General features: G+C 71.7%; 16 protein-coding genes. 6 read left to right on the top strand and 10 right to left on the bottom strand.

Annotated features, from left to right (window positions below):
• Nucleotides 1-31: 31 nt before the first annotated feature.
• Entirely contained in the window at nt 32-457 is a 426-nt protein-coding gene (locus AB0F10_RS12520; RefSeq protein ID WP_360623048.1) for an RDD family protein, read from the bottom strand.
• A gap of 246 nt (nt 458-703) precedes the next feature.
• Here AB0F10_RS12520 and glnA point away from each other — a divergent pair, with 246 nt between their 5' ends.
• Both glnA and AB0F10_RS12510 read left to right on the top strand, forming a co-directional pair.
• Complete coding sequence (gene glnA, locus AB0F10_RS12515) at nt 704-2128, top strand: type I glutamate--ammonia ligase (RefSeq protein ID WP_360623046.1); 1425 nt, start codon at nt 704-706, stop codon at nt 2126-2128.
• Nucleotides 2129-2391: 263 nt separating this feature from the next.
• Nucleotides 2392-2760, top strand: coding sequence for a hypothetical protein (locus AB0F10_RS12510; protein WP_360623044.1), 369 nt, complete (start codon nt 2392-2394; stop codon nt 2758-2760).
• 112 nt (nt 2761-2872) lie between these two features.
• On the opposite strand, the gene AB0F10_RS12505 is transcribed toward AB0F10_RS12510, so the two are convergent.
• On the bottom strand, nt 2873-3403 hold the full coding sequence (locus AB0F10_RS12505; RefSeq protein WP_360623042.1) for an SET domain-containing protein: 531 nt from the start codon (nt 3401-3403) through the stop codon (nt 2873-2875).
• 305 nt (nt 3404-3708) lie between these two features.
• On the opposite strand from AB0F10_RS12505, the gene AB0F10_RS12500 reads away from it, so the two are divergent.
• Nucleotides 3709-3939: a hypothetical protein gene (locus tag AB0F10_RS12500; RefSeq protein ID WP_360623040.1), complete on the top strand. Its 231-nt coding sequence runs from the start codon at nt 3709-3711 to the stop codon at nt 3937-3939.
• A gap of 193 nt (nt 3940-4132) precedes the next feature.
• Here the strand turns inward: AB0F10_RS12500 and AB0F10_RS12495 are convergent, their stop codons facing one another.
• Together AB0F10_RS12495 and AB0F10_RS12490 are read right to left on the bottom strand one after the other, a co-directional pair.
• On the bottom strand, nt 4133-5083 hold the full coding sequence (locus tag AB0F10_RS12495; RefSeq protein ID WP_360623038.1) for an EamA family transporter: 951 nt from the start codon (nt 5081-5083) through the stop codon (nt 4133-4135).
• A gap of 97 nt (nt 5084-5180) precedes the next feature.
• Nucleotides 5181-5873, bottom strand: coding sequence for a DUF4191 domain-containing protein (locus tag AB0F10_RS12490; protein ID WP_360623036.1), 693 nt, complete (start codon nt 5871-5873; stop codon nt 5181-5183).
• Between the two features lie 156 nt (nt 5874-6029).
• Here AB0F10_RS12490 and AB0F10_RS12485 point away from each other — a divergent pair, with 156 nt between their 5' ends.
• Both AB0F10_RS12485 and AB0F10_RS12480 read left to right on the top strand, forming a co-directional pair.
• A complete protein-coding gene (locus AB0F10_RS12485; protein WP_360623034.1) occupies nt 6030-6203 on the top strand; it encodes a hypothetical protein in 174 nt (57 codons plus the stop codon).
• Complete coding sequence (locus AB0F10_RS12480; RefSeq protein ID WP_360623032.1) at nt 6200-9115, top strand: AAA family ATPase; 2916 nt, start codon at nt 6200-6202, stop codon at nt 9113-9115. The genes AB0F10_RS12485 and AB0F10_RS12480 overlap by 4 nt, the downstream gene beginning before the upstream one ends.
• 120 nt (nt 9116-9235) lie before the next feature.
• On the opposite strand, the gene lipA is transcribed toward AB0F10_RS12480, so the two are convergent.
• Nucleotides 9236-10159, bottom strand: a complete 924-nt coding sequence (gene lipA, locus AB0F10_RS12475; RefSeq protein ID WP_360623030.1) for a lipoyl synthase — start codon at nt 10157-10159, stop codon at nt 9236-9238.
• A 362-nt stretch (nt 10160-10521) separates the two neighbouring features.
• Between lipA and aspS the strand changes: the two genes are divergently transcribed.
• Nucleotides 10522-11787 carry an aspartate--tRNA(Asn) ligase gene (aspS, locus tag AB0F10_RS12470; RefSeq protein WP_360623028.1) on the top strand — a complete coding sequence of 422 codons (1266 nt, stop codon included), beginning with the start codon at nt 10522-10524 and terminating at the stop codon, nt 11785-11787.
• Here aspS and AB0F10_RS12465 read toward each other — a convergent pair.
• From AB0F10_RS12465 to sucB, 5 genes are all read right to left on the bottom strand, one after another.
• On the bottom strand, nt 11777-11941 hold the full coding sequence (locus tag AB0F10_RS12465) for a peptide ABC transporter substrate-binding protein (protein WP_360623026.1): 165 nt from the start codon (nt 11939-11941) through the stop codon (nt 11777-11779). The two genes, aspS and AB0F10_RS12465, sit on opposite strands and share 11 nt — an antisense overlap.
• Nucleotides 11938-12573: a lipoyl(octanoyl) transferase LipB gene (gene lipB / locus AB0F10_RS12460; RefSeq protein ID WP_360623024.1), complete on the bottom strand. Its 636-nt coding sequence runs from the start codon at nt 12571-12573 to the stop codon at nt 11938-11940. Before lipB ends, AB0F10_RS12465 begins: the two co-directional genes overlap by 4 nt.
• 9 nt (nt 12574-12582) lie before the next feature.
• On the bottom strand, nt 12583-14445 hold the full coding sequence (locus AB0F10_RS12455) for a DUF2079 domain-containing protein (protein WP_360623022.1): 1863 nt from the start codon (nt 14443-14445) through the stop codon (nt 12583-12585).
• A gap of 30 nt (nt 14446-14475) precedes the next feature.
• Nucleotides 14476-15393, bottom strand: a complete 918-nt coding sequence (locus AB0F10_RS12450; protein WP_360623020.1) for a TIGR01777 family oxidoreductase — start codon at nt 15391-15393, stop codon at nt 14476-14478.
• 84 nt (nt 15394-15477) lie between these two features.
• Nucleotides 15478-16496, bottom strand: a 1019-nt coding sequence (gene sucB / locus AB0F10_RS12445) for a 2-oxoglutarate dehydrogenase, E2 component, dihydrolipoamide succinyltransferase (RefSeq protein WP_360623016.1), incomplete at its 5' end; no start/stop codon positions are given.

Here is a 16496-nt window from a genome sequence, read left to right as displayed (position 1 = left end):
CTGCTCCCTCGGCGCGAACCGGCAGGCCGCACTACCTGCCGCGGGGCGGCAGGCCGACGACGATCGATCCCGCGGCCCGATCGTGCAGGCCGCGGCGGTCGTCGCCCATGATGACGGCCGGGATTATCAGCGCCAGCAGCAGGCCCCGCAGCAGCCCCATGAGCACACCGATGGCGCCGCCGTCGCGGGCCGACACGCAGCGGATCCGGGCCAGTGCCATGCCCGGCGTCTGCCCGAAGGGTCCGATGAGGACCGCGTTGAACAGGATCAGCACGACCACGGCCGGCCAGGCCACCACCCGCGGGTCGGCGTAGAAACTGGAGATCACCAGGCACAGCGCCCAGTCGATCAGCAGCGCGGCGAACCGGCGGCCGAAATGGGCCGGGCCCAGCTTCGTCAGATCGAGGGCGGCCGCCTTCTCCGGCGGAGTCGGGGATCCGTTCGCACGTGTGGCCACGGGAAGCGAGAGTAACGGCGCGCCGCTGAGACGATGCTGTGGGCGTACGCTGTGGTGGCATTTCGCGACTAAAGTGCCGCATGCGACGATAAGGTCCGGTTGTCGCCTGGTCGCTCCCGGGCTCCGTAACACGCCGGTAACAATAGGGATACGCCTGGGCAACCCCGGACCCATAACGTCGCGACCAGCCTAGCCGCGAGGCGGCTCACGCCGCCCCAGTTCGAAAATCTTGTGCCAGGAGGACGTGTGTTCGCCAATCCCGAGGAACTCCTGCGATACCTCAAGGACGAGGACGTCAAATTCGTCGACGTACGGTTCTGTGATCTTCCCGGTGTGATGCAGCACTTCAACATGCCGGTGGAGTCGTTCGACGACAGCGTGGTCACCGACGGTCTTGCCTTCGACGGATCCTCGATCCGCGGGTTCCAGGCCATCCACGAGTCCGACATGATGCTGCTGCCGGACGTCACGACCGCCTTCGTGGACCCGTTCCGGATCCAGAAGACGCTTGCGCTCAACTTCTTCATCCACGACCCGTTCACGCGCGAGGCGTACTCCCGTGACCCGCGCAACGTGGCGAAGAAGGCCGAGACCTACCTGGCGTCGAGCGGCATCGCCGACACCGCGTACTTCGGCGCCGAGGCCGAGTTCTACATCTTCGACTCGATCCGCCACGAGACCTCCGCGCACCAGGCCTTCTACTACATCGACTCGATCGAGGGCGCCTGGAACTCCGGCAAGGACGAGGAGGGCGGCAACCGCGGTTTCAAGACCGCGTACAAGGGCGGCTACTTCCCCGTCTCGCCGGTCGACCACTACTCCGACCTGCGCGACTCCATGGTGCGCCGCCTGATCGACGTCGGCTTCACCGTCGAGCGCTCGCACCACGAGGTCGGCACCGCGGGCCAGGCCGAGATCAACTACAAGTTCTCGACGCTGCTGCACGCCGGCGACCAGATGCAGCTGTTCAAGTACATCATCAAGAACACCGCCTGGGAGCACGGCAAGACCGCGACGTTCATGCCGAAGCCCCTCTTCGGCGACAACGGCTCCGGCATGCACACCCACCAGAGCCTCTGGACGGGTGGCGAGCCGCTGTTCTACGACGAGACCGGCTACGCCGGCCTGTCGGACACGGCCCGCTGGTACATCGGGGGCCTGCTGCACCACGCGCCGTCGCTGCTCGCGTTCACCAACCCGACCGTCAACTCCTACCGGCGCCTGGTGCCCGGCTACGAGGCCCCGGTCAACCTGGTCTACTCGCAGCGCAACCGCTCCGCCTGCACCCGCATCCCGGTGACGGGCAGCAACCCCAAGGCGAAGCGCGTCGAGTTCCGCGTGCCGGACCCGTCGAGCAACCCGTACCTGTCCTTCTCGGCCCAGATGATGGCCGGCCTGGACGGCATCAAGAACAAGATCGAGCCCCCGGCCCCGATCGACAAGGACCTGTACGACCTGCCCCCGGAGGAGTGGGGCAACGTCAAGCAGGTCCCGGGCTCGCTGGAGGCGGTGCTCGAGTCGCTCGAGAACGACCACGAGTTCCTGACCGCCGGTGGCGTCTTCACCGACGACCTGATCTCGACGTGGGTCGACTACAAGCGCACCAACGAGATCGACCCGGTCCGGCTCCGCCCGACCCCGCACGAGTTCGAGATGTACTACAACGTCTGATCCATCGTGAGCCCGCTGACCTGATCTTGGGCACAAGGTGGGCACCGCGTAGAGGACGGCGGTCATGCTCGGCTCCCAGCCGACGTGGCCGCCGTTTCTCGTGTTCCTGGCGCCGCGTCGACCAGGGCGCGGATGGCTTTCGGGCCCGGTCGCTGCCTGGGATGAGCCCTGGGTTGGGGGTCGGGATCGGCGCGGTGTCAATGTCACCGGCATCATCCATGCGGCGTCCTTCCTGTCGTACTCCTCGGCTAACTTCCACAGGCATGACGATTACTGGAACTCTGATCGGCGACGGGCTGCGTGTGGACGCGGAGTTCGCTCCGCCGGGTGCTCGGATCCGCCGCATCTACCGGCTTGACCAGGCGGCCGCTGCCGGGAAAGGGCAACCGCGGGTCTGGACGGTTGTCGACTTCGAGGCGGACGACGCCGACGCTGTCGCGCGTGCGCTGTCCGAGTCGCTCAGCCCGGTGGGCGGCTGGTATGCGGATTTTCGTGATGGCGCCGACCGGGTCATCGTCTATGCCGGCGCGATCTTCCGTTACTCGCCTGGTGACGCCGAGACCCGTGCGGCCGCGATCGCTCATGGTCGTTCGGTTGGCGTTCCCGAGCACCAACTGGATTGGGACGACTAGCTCGGCCCGTGGTGTTGGCGAGGCTCACCGGGCCCGGGATCGTCGGGCGTGTGTTCCGGATCTCCGTCCCAGGGTTGCTTGACGGCCGGTCTGGGGCGATAGCCGAGCAGAGTCAGACGGAGTTGCGGATCCGGGCCAGGAGAACGGGAACCCAGTGGTCCCCGTATCGCTGTTGAAGCCCCTCCAGCCGCCAGTCGTCGCCGGTGATGATGCGACGGCAGCGCGCCGAGCCGCATCCGCACCGCATCACGAAGTCGGCGAGGCCGGTGCTGGTGGCGTAGTCGTTCGTCAGCTCCTCATCGGCTCCAACGTCGCGGCAGGTAGCCAAGGTGTACGGGGCGTCCCACCACAGGTTCGGGTCGCAGCTGTGATTGCCTTTGCCGTTGGGGCGACGGGATGGAAGGACCAGGTGCCTGTCCTCCGTCGCCGTGATCGTGTCGATGTAGGGCCTGTCAGGCCGCCGCGCGGCGACGGCAAACAGCTTCGACAACCCGTCGCCATCGACCAGCCGGCCACCCAGCCGGGACACCGGCCTCCCCGCCGGTATCGGAGTCCGGGCGAACAGTCCCTCACCAGCGATCTTTGAAGAACGGATCTCGACGTCCGGGTGGAGCCAGCAGTCTGGATCGGGAGCGTCCCACACGGGTCCACTTTCGCCCTGCCGACCCCGGGACTCAACCGCGACGCGCCCAGCCGTGGGCCGGCGACCGCATGAATCCGGTTTGCGGGCTTTGAATCGGCCGATCGGTTCGGTGGTGGTGCGGGCGACGTCGGTGAGCAGGACGATGACGGTGTGCCCGGCGTGGACCAAGCCCACGTGCACGCGCTGCCCGGCGATCGCGAGGGCGCCGCGGCATCCGGTCCGCCGCTGCACCCGCAGCGGTTCGGCGGGTGAACGGCGCGGTCGCGTGACCGACCCTCCAACATGGAGCATGGCATTCTGTCCGCATGACTCTGGACCCCGGCGGACCGTTGAGTGACGCGGAGCTGCGCGACCTGGTGCGGTTGCTCGCCAGGTTCGCGGAGCACGAACTCGATCAGTTCGCGAACCGGCTTCTCCCCACCACCTACGGTCCGGTCTACCTCGCCATGACGCGCAGCCTGTGGCCCGGCTCTCCCGTAGAGGCGTTCGACCCCGTCTGGCCCCCGCCGTCGCCGCCCGGGTCCAACGCTCCTTGAAGCAGCGCCACACGCTCGTCGATGGCGTCGAGGCCGAGAATCACGTCCTGATCAACACCCGAACGGCCGGCGCGGCATCCACGTCGGCCAGGAATCCCACCTGCCGGAGACCCGGCGCCCACGCGTCGCGGCCCTCGGGATCCAGAGTTGCGGAGTCCAAGCTGCCGGGCGAGGTCGACTGGCAGCCGGCCGGTTAGCCGGCCGGGGCCGGGTGCTGTTCGGCCGGGCGGAGGGCGGCCACCGCGGCCAGGATCAGCGCCGCGCCGAGCAGGGCGGGCCACGACAGGCGCTCGCCGAGCAGCAGGGCGGCCAGCAGGGCCGCGGACAGCGGTTCGAGCAGGGTGGCGACGGTGGCCGCCGATCCGGAGGTGGTGCGCAGGCCGGCGTAGAGCAGGCCGTACGCCAGCGCCATCGTCGCGACGCCCAGGTATCCGAGCAGGGCCAGCGACGCCGGGCTCACGCCCACGACGGGCTCGTCCCCGACCGCGGCCACCAGCAGAAACGGGGCCAGCAGGAGCGCGCCGGCGGTGGTGGCGCAGGTGGTCAGCGCCACCGGCTCGACCTTCTGGGCGAGGGCGTGGCCCAGGACCGTCGTCGCCGCGTAGGTCGCGCCGGCGGCCACGGCCAGGAGCAGGCCGAGGCCCGGTGAGGCGCCCGGGGCGGTCGCGCCGTGTCCGGCGGTGGCGCTGATGAGGACCAGCCCGGCCAGCGCGGCGCCGAGGACGCCGGCCTCGCGGGGCGAGGGCCGGGTGCGGGCCCGCAGGTGTTCCCACATCGCCGCCAGGATCGGGGCCAGTCCCAGCGAGATCACGGTCGCGACGCTGACCCCGGCCAGCAGCACCGACACGAAGTAGAGGCCCTGGTAGATCGCGGTGCCGCAGCCGACGACGACCGCCGGCACCGGGTGGGTGCGCAGCGTCGCCACCGTGGCCCGGAACTGCCGCGTCGCCGCCGCGAAGGCGATCAGCGCTACGGCGGCGAGTGCGGTGCGCCAGGCGCTGACCGTCATCGCGCCGAGGCCGTCGCGCCGGTGCAGGATCGTGACGACCAGTCCGCCGGTGCCCCAGAGGACGCCGGCGGCGCACACCTGCAACAGCCCGATGCGGGCCTGCCCCAGCGCCGGCTTACGGCTCACCACAGTCACGGCGTCAAACTATCGGCGCGTTCCGGGTGCGGGGGCCGATATGCCGAAGGGCGGGACATCGTCGATGTCCCGCCCTCCTTCGCTCTTGTGACCCGGGTCAGCGGGGGCGCTGCTGGCGCATGCCCTTGCCGCCGGGCCGCATGTTCTTGGGGATCGCGCCCTTGGGCATCTGCGGGCGGGCCATCAGGGCGCCCAGGCGCTTGTCCAGCGCGTTGACGTCCTTGCCCGTCAGGTTCCGGGGCAGCTTCATCACCGTCGTGCGGAGCTTGCGGATCGGCAGCTCGCCCTCGCCCTTGCCGATGAGGTAGTCGTACATCGGGGCGTTGCCGATCACCTTCGACAGGCGGCGCTTCTCCTGGCCCATCAGGTTGCGGACGCGCTGCGGCTGGCCCTCGCCCAGCAGGATCACGCCGGGGCGGCCGATCACCACGTGGACCATGTCGAACTGGGTCGTCGAGCTCGCGGCCGGGCGGACCCGCCAGTCACCGCGCATGTTCTCGACGATCGAGGCGGCCGCGCCGGGCTGGTTCTCCGCCGCGTTCATCATGGCCGCGTTCGAGCGCAGGTTGAGCACGATCAGGGACGCCAGCAGGGCGACCATGACGCCGACCGGGATCCAGATCCAGCCGAGCCCCAGGAGGACGACCAGCACCGTCAACGCCAGCGGGATCAGGACCGCCGCGCTGATCAGCGGGACGAACCACTTGTCCTGCCGCGCCGTGAACGTGAACACCTGGCCGATCTGCTTCAGGCGCTCGACGAACGACACCTTCTCCTGGGGTTTTGCCATACCCGAAAGTGTAATGGTCACCGGGGTGCCTTACTCGCCCAGGACCCGCATGTAAGGCACCCCGGGCCCGGATATCAGGCACCTTCCCCATGCGTGAGCGCCACCTTCCCGCGAAGAGTCGAAGTCAGCAAGGACGACCGACCCCGAGGAGTGGCAATGTTCGAGCCCAACGACCCCCAGTTCCTACTCGACCTGCACCGCCGGCGCGCCACCGAGTGGCAGCGGGAGGCGGCCGCCCACCACCTCGCCGTCGAGGCGTCCGTGGGCGGCCGGCATCGACATGCGTGGTGGCACCGGCCCCGCCGGCTGCGGGTACCCGCGGGGTCGTGACCGTGCCGTTCCGGGCGGGCGGGCCGGGCCCCTGGCGTGACATGCTCGACGGCGTGACGGCGCGCGTCAGCAGTGAGGTCCTGGTCGGCCGGGAGGCCGACCTGGCCGCGCTGCGCGACGCCCTGAAACGCACCCGCGGCGCCGAGCCGTCGACCGTCCTGGTCGGCGGCGAGGCCGGGGTGGGCAAGACCCGCCTGGTGGAGGAGTTCTGCCGCTCGGCGGTCGCGGACGGTGCCCGTGTCCTCACCGGCCAGTGCCTCGAGCTCGGCGAGGAGGGCCTGCCGTTCGCGCCGTTCGCGGCCGCGCTGCGCCGGCTCGTGCACACCGACGGGCCGGAGGTTCTGGACGGCCGCGAGCCCGAGTTCGCGCGCCTGCTGCCCGAGCTCGGCCCGGCGCCGGTCGACGTCGTGGGTGACGTCCGCCGCGGCTACCTGTTCGATCTGGTCGCGGCGCTGTTCGACAGGCTCTCCGAGCGGCAGCCGCTGGTGCTCGTCATCGAGGACCTGCACTGGGCCGACCGGTCGACCCGCGACCTGATCGGGTTTCTGGTCCGCGCGGCGCGCCTGCCGCACGTGCTCCTGCTGGCTACATATCGGACGGACGAGCTGCATCGCGGCCATCCGCTGCGGCCGTTCCTGGCCGAGCTTGATCGCGTACGCGGGGTGCAGCGTCTCGAGCTTGAGCGCCTCGACCGGGACGGCACCGCCGAGATGGTGGCCCACCTGCTCGGCGCCGAGCCGGAGCCGCGGACCGTCGACACGATCCACGAGCGCGCGCAGGGTAATCCGTTCTTCATCGAGCAGTTCGCCGCCTCCGGGGATCCGGGCTGCGGTGACATCCCGCACAGCCTGCGTGACCTGCTGCTGGCCCGGGTCGACCAGCTGCCGGACGCCTCGCAGCGGGTGCTGCGGGTGGCCGCGGTCGGCGGCACCAAGTTCGGCCACGAGCTGCTGAGCCGGGTGGCCGGCGTCGACGAGGCCGAGCTGGAGTCGGCGCTGCGCGCGGTGGTGGCGGCGCAACTGATCGTCGTGGACGCCGACGGCGGTTACGAGTTCCGGCACGCGCTGGTCCGTGAGGCCGTACACGATGATCTGCTGCCGGGGGAGCACGCCCGCCTGCACGGCCGTTACGCCGAGGCCGTCGAGGCCGAGCCGCAGCTCGTCGCGATGGGCCGCGCCCCGGCGGAGACCGCCCATCACTGGTACGCGGCACACAACTATCCGCGCGCGCTGACCTCGGCCCGGCTCGCCGCCGACGCGGCCGGCCGGCGCTACGCGTACGCGGAGCAGGCCCGCCTCCTGGAGCGGGTCCTGGAGGTCTGGGAGCTCGTGCCGGACGCGGCGCGGCTGCTCGGCGCCGGCCACCTCGACCTGCTGGAGGAGACCGGGCGGGCGGCGATCAACGCCGGTGATCACAAGCGGGCGCTGAAGCTGACCAAGGCGGCGCTGGCGGACCTCGACGCCGAGGCCGAGCCGGTGCGGGCCGCGCGGCTGCTGCTGCGGCGCAGCAAGCTGCTCTACAACGCCGGGAGCAGCGACGGCGCGGCCGAGGCCCGAGCGGCGTACCGGTTGCTGCTGTCGGCGCCGCAGTCGCCGCAGCGGGTCACGCTGCTCGCGGACGTGGCGTACGCGCTCGGCGGCGTCGACGACGGCCAGGCTGGCCGGGTCGCGAGCGAGGCGCTGACGGCCGCCGAGGAGATCGGCGACGTGAGCACGCAGGTCTCGGCGAGGATCACCTTCGGTCAGGTGTGCGGCGGCCGGCTGGCGGCCGACGAGGGGCTGCCCGCGATGATGGCGGCGGTGGCGCTGGCCCGGGAGAGCGGCGACCTGCCCAACCTGGCCCGCGCGCTGGTGAACGTGTCGGACTCGCTCTTCGAGCTCGGCCGCTACGAGGAGTCGGCGGCCGTCGCGGCCGACGGCGTCCCGTACGCGGACCGGGTCGGTGTGCACCGGACCACCGGGGTGTTCCTGCTGGCCAACCATGCCGAGGCGCTGATTGCGCTGGGCCGCTGGGACGAGGCCGACGCGCGGTGCGCGGTGGCGGCCCGGCTCGATCCGCCCGGCACGCTGGCGCTGCCGTGGATGCGCATGCGTGCCCGCCTGCGCCTGGCCCGGGGGCACGAGGGCGCGGAGCAGCTCGCGCACCGGGCGATCGCGTTCCTCGGCCGCCAGTTCCTGCACCGGGAGAACAGGTTGTCGCTGGCGGAGCTGCGCATCCTGGTCGCGCGGCATTCGGGCGACGCCGCGGGGGCGCTGGCGGCCGCCCGGCTGGCGGTGGAGGAGCCGGCCATCGCCGACCGTCCCCGTTACGGGTGGCCGGTGCTCGCGGCGGCGGCGACGGCCGCGACGGAGTCGTCCGACGACGAGCTGAGCGCCAGGATCCTGCGGATCGCGGCGACGCTGCCGAGGCGCTATCCGGCCGACCGGGCGTACGCGGCGCAGGTGAAGGCGACGCTGGAGGGGCGCCCGGAGCTGTGGCGTGACGCCGTGGCGGCGTGGCGGGCCGACGGCCAGCGCTATCCGCTGGCGGTGGCGCTGTTCGCGTGCGCGTCCGCGGAGGCGGGTGCCGGGGACCGCGTCGCGGCGGGCGAGGCGGTCGAGGAGGTGGCGGCCATCGCGGGCGCGCTCGGCGCCGTTCCGCTGTCCGAGGCCGCGGACCTGCTGGCGCGGCGGATCGGGCTGCGTTCGGCGGCGCAGCCGGCGCCGACCGGGACGGAGACGCTCACGGAACGCGAGCGCGAGGTGCTGCGGCTCGTGGCCGAGGGGCAGAGCAACGGCCGGATCGCGCAGCAGCTTTACATCTCACCGAAGACGGCGAGCGTGCACGTCTCGCGCATCATTGCGAAGCTGGCGGTCGCCAACCGCGGCGAGGCCGCGGCGGTCGCCCACCGCCTCGGCCTGCTGGACAACTGAACCCGGCACGCCCGGCTTGGCCCGCCCGGCCCTGCACGCCCGGATGCCCGCCGAGCCTGACCGCTGCCCGGAGAGCGGCCGGGGCCGGCCGGCCCTGAAGCCGCGCTGAGACGGAACCCGTCAGCCGCGGGCGGCGAGGGCCTGCTGGTAGAGGCGGCCGGCGCGGTAGGAGGAGCGGACCAGCGGCCCGCTCATGACGCCCGCGAAGCCGATCTCGTCGGCCTCCTCGCTGAGCTCCACGAACTCCTCCGGCTTGACCCAGCGCTCCACCGGGTGGTGGCGCGGGGTCGGCCGCAGATATTGAGTGATCGTGATGAGCTCGCAGCCGGCCTCGTGCAGGTCGCGCAGGGCCTGGGAGACCTCCGCCCGCTCCTCGCCCATGCCGAGGATCAGGTTGCTCTTCGTCACCAGCCCGGCCGCGCGGGCCTGCGTGATCACGTCGAGGGAGCGCTCGTAGCGGAAGCCGGGGCGGATGCGCTTGAAGATGCGGGGGACCGTCTCCACGTTGTGCGCCAGCACCTCGGGCGCCGCGCCGAAGACCTCGGCGAGCTGCTCCGGCTCGGCGTTGAAGTCCGGGATGAGCAGCTCGACGCCGCAGCCGGGCTGCAGCTTGTGGATCTGGCGGACCGTCTCCGCGTAGAGCCAGGCGCCGCCGTCGGGGAGGTCGTCGCGGGCCACGCCGGTGACCGTGGCGTATTTCAGGCCCATCGTCGCGACCGACTCGCCGACCCGGCGGGGCTCGTCGGCGTCGAACTCCGCCGGCTTGCCCGTGTCGATCTGGCAGAAGTCGCAGCGGCGGGTGCATTGATCGCCGCCGATCAGGAAGGTGGCCTCGCGGTCTTCCCAGCATTCGTAGATGTTGGGGCAGCCGGCTTCCTGGCAGACCGTGTGGAGGCCTTCCTTCTGGACCAAACTACGCATATGCGTATATTCAGGGCCCATCTTGGCTTTGACTTTGATCCACGGCGGCTTGCGCTCGATCGGAGTCTCGGCGTTGCGCGCCTCGATGCGCAGCAGGCGGCGGCCCTCGGGAGCAATAGTCACAAGGCTGAGGTTACGCCGATCGCAAGATCAACCGTTGCAGGGGCGACGAGGCTCACGCAGCGAATCCTGTGAGTGCCCTCACGCCCCCGGGAAAATGCCGTTTGCGGGCCGATCCGGCCCTGTTAAGGTCACGGCCACGGTGACGACGGAACCGAGTAACGCCCCGATCCACCGGCCGAGAGAGCCATCGCCAGTTGTGAAGATGGCCCGGTGCCGGGGCGCGAAGACACTCCCGAGCCGAGCATCACAAGAGGCGCCGGGCGGGCCAGCCCGCCCGGCGCGAAGGTGTGGTGGCACCGCGAGGATCCCGCTCGCCCACGCCTCCCTGGGGCCGCGTTGCAGTCGCCTAGGAGGTAGAAGCCATGCAACGCATCCTCTCCACCGAACTGGCCGGGCACGCCGGCGAGACCGTCACGATCGCCGGCTGGATACACCGCCGCCGGCTGCTCAAGTCGGTCGCCTTCCTGATCGTCCGCGACGCCGCCGGCCTCACCCAGGCCGTCGTGACCGAGCCCGGGCTGCGCTGCAGGATCGAGACGCTGCCGGAGGAGTCCGTGGTCGAGCTGACCGGCACCGTCACCGCGAACCCGGCGGCGCCCGCCGGCGTCGAGCTGACCGGGCCCGCCCTGCGGGTGCTCAGCGCGGTCGGCGTACCGCTGCCGTTCGAGCTGCATCGGCCGGCGCTGACCGCGAGCATGCCCACCCAGCTCGACCATGCCGCCCTCGCCCTGCGGCACCCGGCGCGCGCCGCGGCGCTGCGGGTCTCAGCCGCCGCGACCGCGGGCTTCCGGTCCGCGCTCGAGGAGCGCCGGTTCGTCGAGATACACACCCCGAAGATCGTCGCATCGGCGACGGAATCCGGCGCGAACGTGTTCGCGCTCGACTACTTCGGCCGGCCCGCCTACCTGGCCCAGTCGCCGCAGTTCTACAAGCAGCTCATGGTCGGGGTCTTCGAGCGGGTCTACGAGGTCGGACCGGTGTTCCGGGCCGAACCGCACGACACGGCCCGGCACCTGGCGCAGTACACCTCGCTCGACGCCGAACTGGGGTTCATCGCCGACCACCGGGACGTGATGGCCGTGCTCACCGACGTCGTCGCGAGCATGACGGCCGCGGTCGCCGAGCGGACCGGCGTCGCCGTGCCCGAGGTGCCGAAGGAGATCCCGGCGCTGCACTTCGAACAGGCGCTGCGGATCGTGGGCGCCCCGGCAGACGAGCCGGACCTGGCGCCGGCGCACGAACGGGCGCTGGGCGAGTGGGCGCTGCGCGAGCACGGCTCGGAGTTCGTCTTCGTGACCGGGTACCCGATGCGCAAGCGGCCGTTCTACACGCACCCGCAGCCGTCCGACCCGGCCTGGTCGAACAGCTTCGACCTGCTCTTCCGCGGGCTCGAACTGGTCACCGGCGGGCAGCGGCTGCACCACTTCGAGGACTACCGGGCCGCGCTCGCCGCGCGGGGGGAGACGACCGAGGCCTACGAGGGCTACCTCGACGCCTTCCGGTACGGCATGCCGCCGCACGGTGGCTTCGCCATCGGGCTGGAACGGTTCGTGGCCCGGCTGACCGGCGCGAGCAACGTCCGCGAGGTCACGGCGTTCCCGCGCGACCTCAACCGGGTCACGCCATGACGGCGATCGTCACGCCGACCACGATGATCAGCGGGATGATCGTCGTGCTGATCACGATCCACCACGCGACGGGGTGGCCGAAGTTCAGCACCAGCCCGCCGCCCTTCTTCGGCACGAAGACCCGCTTGTCGCGCGGGTCGCGGTAGAGGCTCACAGCAGCGTCGGCAGGTGGCGCTCGACGACCGGCATCAGGTCGGCGACCGTCACCTGCCGGCCGAGCTCCGCCGTCAGCGAGGTCACCCCCGCGTCGCGGATGCCGCAGGGCACGAAGCGGTCGTAGTTGGTCAGGTCGCAGTCGGCGTTGAGGGCGAAGCCGTGCTGGGTCACGCCGCGGGCCACCCGGATGCCGATCGCCGCGATCTTGCGGTCGGGACCGCGGTCGTCGGCGAGCACCCAGGCGCCGCTGCGGCCCTTGACGGCGCTGCGCCCGGCGGTGACGCCGAACTCGCCGCACACGTCGATCAGCAACTGCTCGACGCGGCACACGTACGCCACCACGTCGATCGGATCGGGGAGCCGGACGATCGGGTAGCCGACGAGCTGACCCGGGCCGTGCCAGGTGATCTTGCCGCCGCGGTCGACGTCGACGACGGGGGTGCCGTCGAGCGGCCGGTCCAGCGGCTCGGTGCGCTTGCCGGCGGTGAAGACGCTGGGGTGCTCGAGCAGCAGAATCGTGTCCGGCCGGGTGCCCGCGACCACGGCCTCGTGCAGCCGGCGCTGCTCGTCCCAGGCCTCGCGGTAGTCGACCAGGCCCGGACGAAGGACCTGCAACGTGGAAGTCGTCACCGTTTCACCCTAACCCCTGGCGACCGGGTCGATTCCCGGGCGGATTCGCCACAGCAGCACGCCGCCGACATGCTCGGGCTCGCCGAGCAGGTCGGTCGCGGTCACCTCCACCGCGGCCCGGAACAGCGGGCTGTGCGAGCCGGTGATCCACTCCGGCAGGAAGACGGCCTGGATGTTCCAGTCCGCGAGGTCCTCACGTGCCTGGTCGCGGTCGTGGTCGTCGATCGGTGCCACGTAGCCGTACAGGGCGGCGCGGAAGAACAGCCAGTCGGTGTGCCGCTGGGTGGCGCCGATCTGGCCGGTGCCGTCGGGCCCGCCGGGCCCGAGGAAGTAACCGTCGGGGATGCGGAACTGCTCACCGCCGCGGGCCATCGTGTACGCCTGCCAGCGCTGCCCGTCCGCGGTGTCGGTGGTCGCGAACGGCAGCGTGGACAGGGTGCCGCCGTCGGTGACGTAGTCCTTCCAGAGCCCCTCGGAGATGAACGGGGGCTCCGGCGCCCGCTCGGTGGTGAGCACCGGCAGCGGGAACAGCGGCACCAGCGCCACCGCGAAGCCGGCCGCCCAGATCGTGTGCGACCGCACCGACGGCATCGGCTCGGTGAGCAGCCGGTCGACGCTCAGCGCGAGGATGATGCCGATCACACCGGCCACCACGAGGGCGAAACGGCCGGGCAGCGCCGAGTTGAACAGCGGCAGGTGCTGCAGGGCCGCGTACGGGAGCTTGATGCTCGTCGTGCCCTTGAAGAACTTGAGCTGCGGCCCGAGGGACAGCACCAGGAAAATCGCGCCGACCCCGTAGAGCGCCGCCAGGGTCTCGAACCGCCCCGGCGCCGCCTGCCGCCGCAGCGCGGCCAGCGACACGACGACCAGGATCAGCAGCGGCAGGCCGAAGAAGGACGTCTCCTCGGTCGGATTCGGCGCCAGGTTGCTGCCCAGGCCGAGCCAGCCGGCGACCGAGCGGGTCGGATATTGGAAGTAGGCGCCGATGTCCTCGGCGTAGTGCGCCTGGTTGAAGCCGGTCCCGCTGAACGACTGCGGCCCGGCGAAGTGCATGTAGAGCGGGTACGCCAGCAGCGCCCCGGCGACCACCGCGGTGACGCCGAGCCCGGCGAGCACCGTCGGCAGCGCCCGGCGCGCCTCCGCGCGGCAACCCGGCTGCACCGAGCGGATGATCAGGAAGAGGCCGCAGGCCAGGGCGGTGAAGAACAGGCCCTCGGCGGCGATGGAGAAGCCGACGGCCACCAGCAGGCCGAGGATCACCCCGTGCCGCAGCCAGCGCCCCCGCTCCGGCAGCTTGAGCACCCACCAGAGCACCATCGGCGCGACCCAGCCCGCGGTCCAGTTCAGGTGGCCGTTGGCGTGCGAGATGAAGCCGGGCGCGAAGCCGCAGAAGAACCCGCCGGCAGCCGCCGCGGCCGCGTGCCGGACCAGGTAGCGGCGCAGAAACAGATACCAGACGAACGCCGAGGCGGCCAGGTTCAGCGTGAGGATCGCCGCGAAGCTGACCTGCGGACCGGCCAGCAGGGTCAGCGGCGAGAACAGCACGATGAAGACGGTGATGGACGTGTTGGCGGCCAGGTTGACCCCGACCGGCGCGTTCATCAGGTCGGTGAAGAACGGGTCGGCGCCGTGCCCGAGCAGGTAGACGCCGTAGCCCAGCAGCCACTCGAAGAAGGCCTGGTCGCCCACGTTGTTGGCGAGCACGTGCCCGGCCGGGTCACGCCACAGGCCGTTTGTCACCCAGGCCGCGAGGCCCAGCGCGACGGCGGCGACCACCAGATGCTGGCGCCACGGCCGGCGACCGCCGGTGCGGGTCGTGGAGACGACCGGCGGGTCGGCGGACTCGGAGGGGGCTGCGGCGACTACGGACACCAGCCGGAGGTTAGCAAGTCCCAGCCCGGTTCAGGCCACGGCGTTCGACTGCTGGTCGACGGCGGCCCGCAGCGCGGCCTCGAGGGTCGGCTGGGTGAAGGCGAAACCGGCACGCTGCAGCACGCCCGGCAGCGCCCGTTGACTGCGCAGCGCCTCGTGCGCGAACTCGCCGAGCGCCACCTGCAGCGCGATCCCCGGGACCTGCAGCACGGCCGGGCGGTTCAGCACCTGGCCGAGGACCCGGGTGAACGTGGCGTTGGTCACCGGCTCCGGGCCGACCATGTTGACCGGGCCGGCCAGGTCGTCGCGCTCAAGCAGGAACTCGGTGGCGCCGAGCCAGTCGTTCAGGCCGATCCAGGGCACCCACTGCCGTCCGCCGCCCAGCCTGGCGCCGACGCCCAGCCGGAAGGGCAGCATCTGGGGCTTGAGCAGGCCGCCGCGGGAGTCGAGGGGCAGCCCGGTGCGCAGCAGCGCGACCCGGATGCCCGCGTCCTCGGCGGGACGGACGGCCGCCTCCCAGACCCGGCACACGTCGGCGAGGAAGCCGGTGCCCGCCGGGGACTCCTCGGTGACCTGGCGGTCGCCGGTGTCGCCGTACCAGCCGACGGCGGAGGACTGGAGCAGGATCGGCGGGCGGTCGGCGGCGGGGAGGCTCCGGATCGTCTGGGCGATCGTGCCGGCCGTGTCCACCCGGCTGCTCCGGATCAGGCCCTTGTAGCGGGCGTTCCAGCGCTTGTCGCCGACGCCCGCGCCGGCCAGGTTGATCACCGCGTCGGTGCCGGCCACCAGCGCCCGGTCCAGCTGGCCCGCGGACGGCTCCCAGGTGGCCTCGCCGGCCGCCCGGGGTTCCCGGCGGACGAGCAGGGTGAGGTCGTGGCCGGCGGCGCGCAGACGGCCGGCGAGCCGGGTGCCGAGGAAACCGGACGCGCCGGCCAGGATGATCCGCATGTCTCCATCATTGCCCCAACGCGATGGGGTACAAAACCAAAACAGGGGGCGCCGGGCGCCCCCTGTTTCACGTTCCGCCCCGGATCAGGAGGACAGGCCGAGGTCTCCCTCGAACTGGCCGGCCTCCAGCCGGTCCTTCATCGTCACCAGGAAGCGGGCGGCGTCGGCGCCGTCCACGATCCGGTGGTCGTAGCTGAGCGCCAGGTAGATCATCGAGCGTGGCACGATCAGCTCGCCCAGGTTCGGGTCGTCGACGACCACGGCGCGCTTGACCACCGCGCCGGTGCCGAGGATGCCGACCTGCGGCTGGTTGATGATCGGGGTGTCGAAGAGCGCGCCCCGGCTGCCCGTGTTGGTCAGCGTGAAGGTGCCGCCGGACAGCTCGTCCGGGCTGATCTTGTTGTTGCGGGTGCGCTCGGCAACGTCGGCGATCCGCTTGGCCAGGCCCGCCAGGTTGAGGTCTCCGGCGTCCCGGATGACCGGGACGACCAGGCCCTTCGGCGTGTCCACCGCGATGGCCAGGTGCTCGCCGTCGTGGTAGGTGACCGTGCCGGCCTCCTGGTCGATCGACGAGTTGACCACCGGGTGCTCGCGCAGCGCCTCGACCGCGGCCAGCGCCAGGAACGGCATGAAGGTCAGCTTCGCGCCGTGCTTGGCCTGGAAGGCGACCTTGGCCTTGCCGCGCAGGGTGGCGACCTTGGTGATGTCGACCTCGACCACCGTGGTGAGCTGCGCCGAGACGTGCAGCGACTCCACCATGCGGCGGGCGATCGTCGCGCGGATCCGGGTCAGCTTCTCGGTGCGTCCCCGCAGCGGGCTGGGTGCCGGCTTGGCGGCCGGGGCCGCCTCGGGAGCCGCGGCCTGCTGCTGGGCCGGTGCGGCCTTCGCGGCGGCGGCCTTGTCGGCCGCCTCGATGACGTCCTGCTTGCGGATCCGGCCGCCGACGCCGGTGCCGGTGATTGCCGCGAGGTCGACACCCTTCTCGGCGGCGAGCTTGCGGACCAGTGGCGTCACGTAACCGGCGTCGCCGGCGCCGTTGGAGCTGACCTTCTCGGCGGCCGGCGCGGCGGCCTGCGTCGGCGCCGGGGCCTCGGGCGCGGGAG

The organism is Actinoplanes sp. NPDC026623 (assembly GCF_040638275.1).
GTDB lineage: Bacteria > Actinomycetota > Actinomycetes > Mycobacteriales > Micromonosporaceae > Actinoplanes.
The sequence above is the reverse complement of the archived record's forward strand: the minus strand, read 5'-3'. Positions and strand labels throughout refer to the sequence as shown.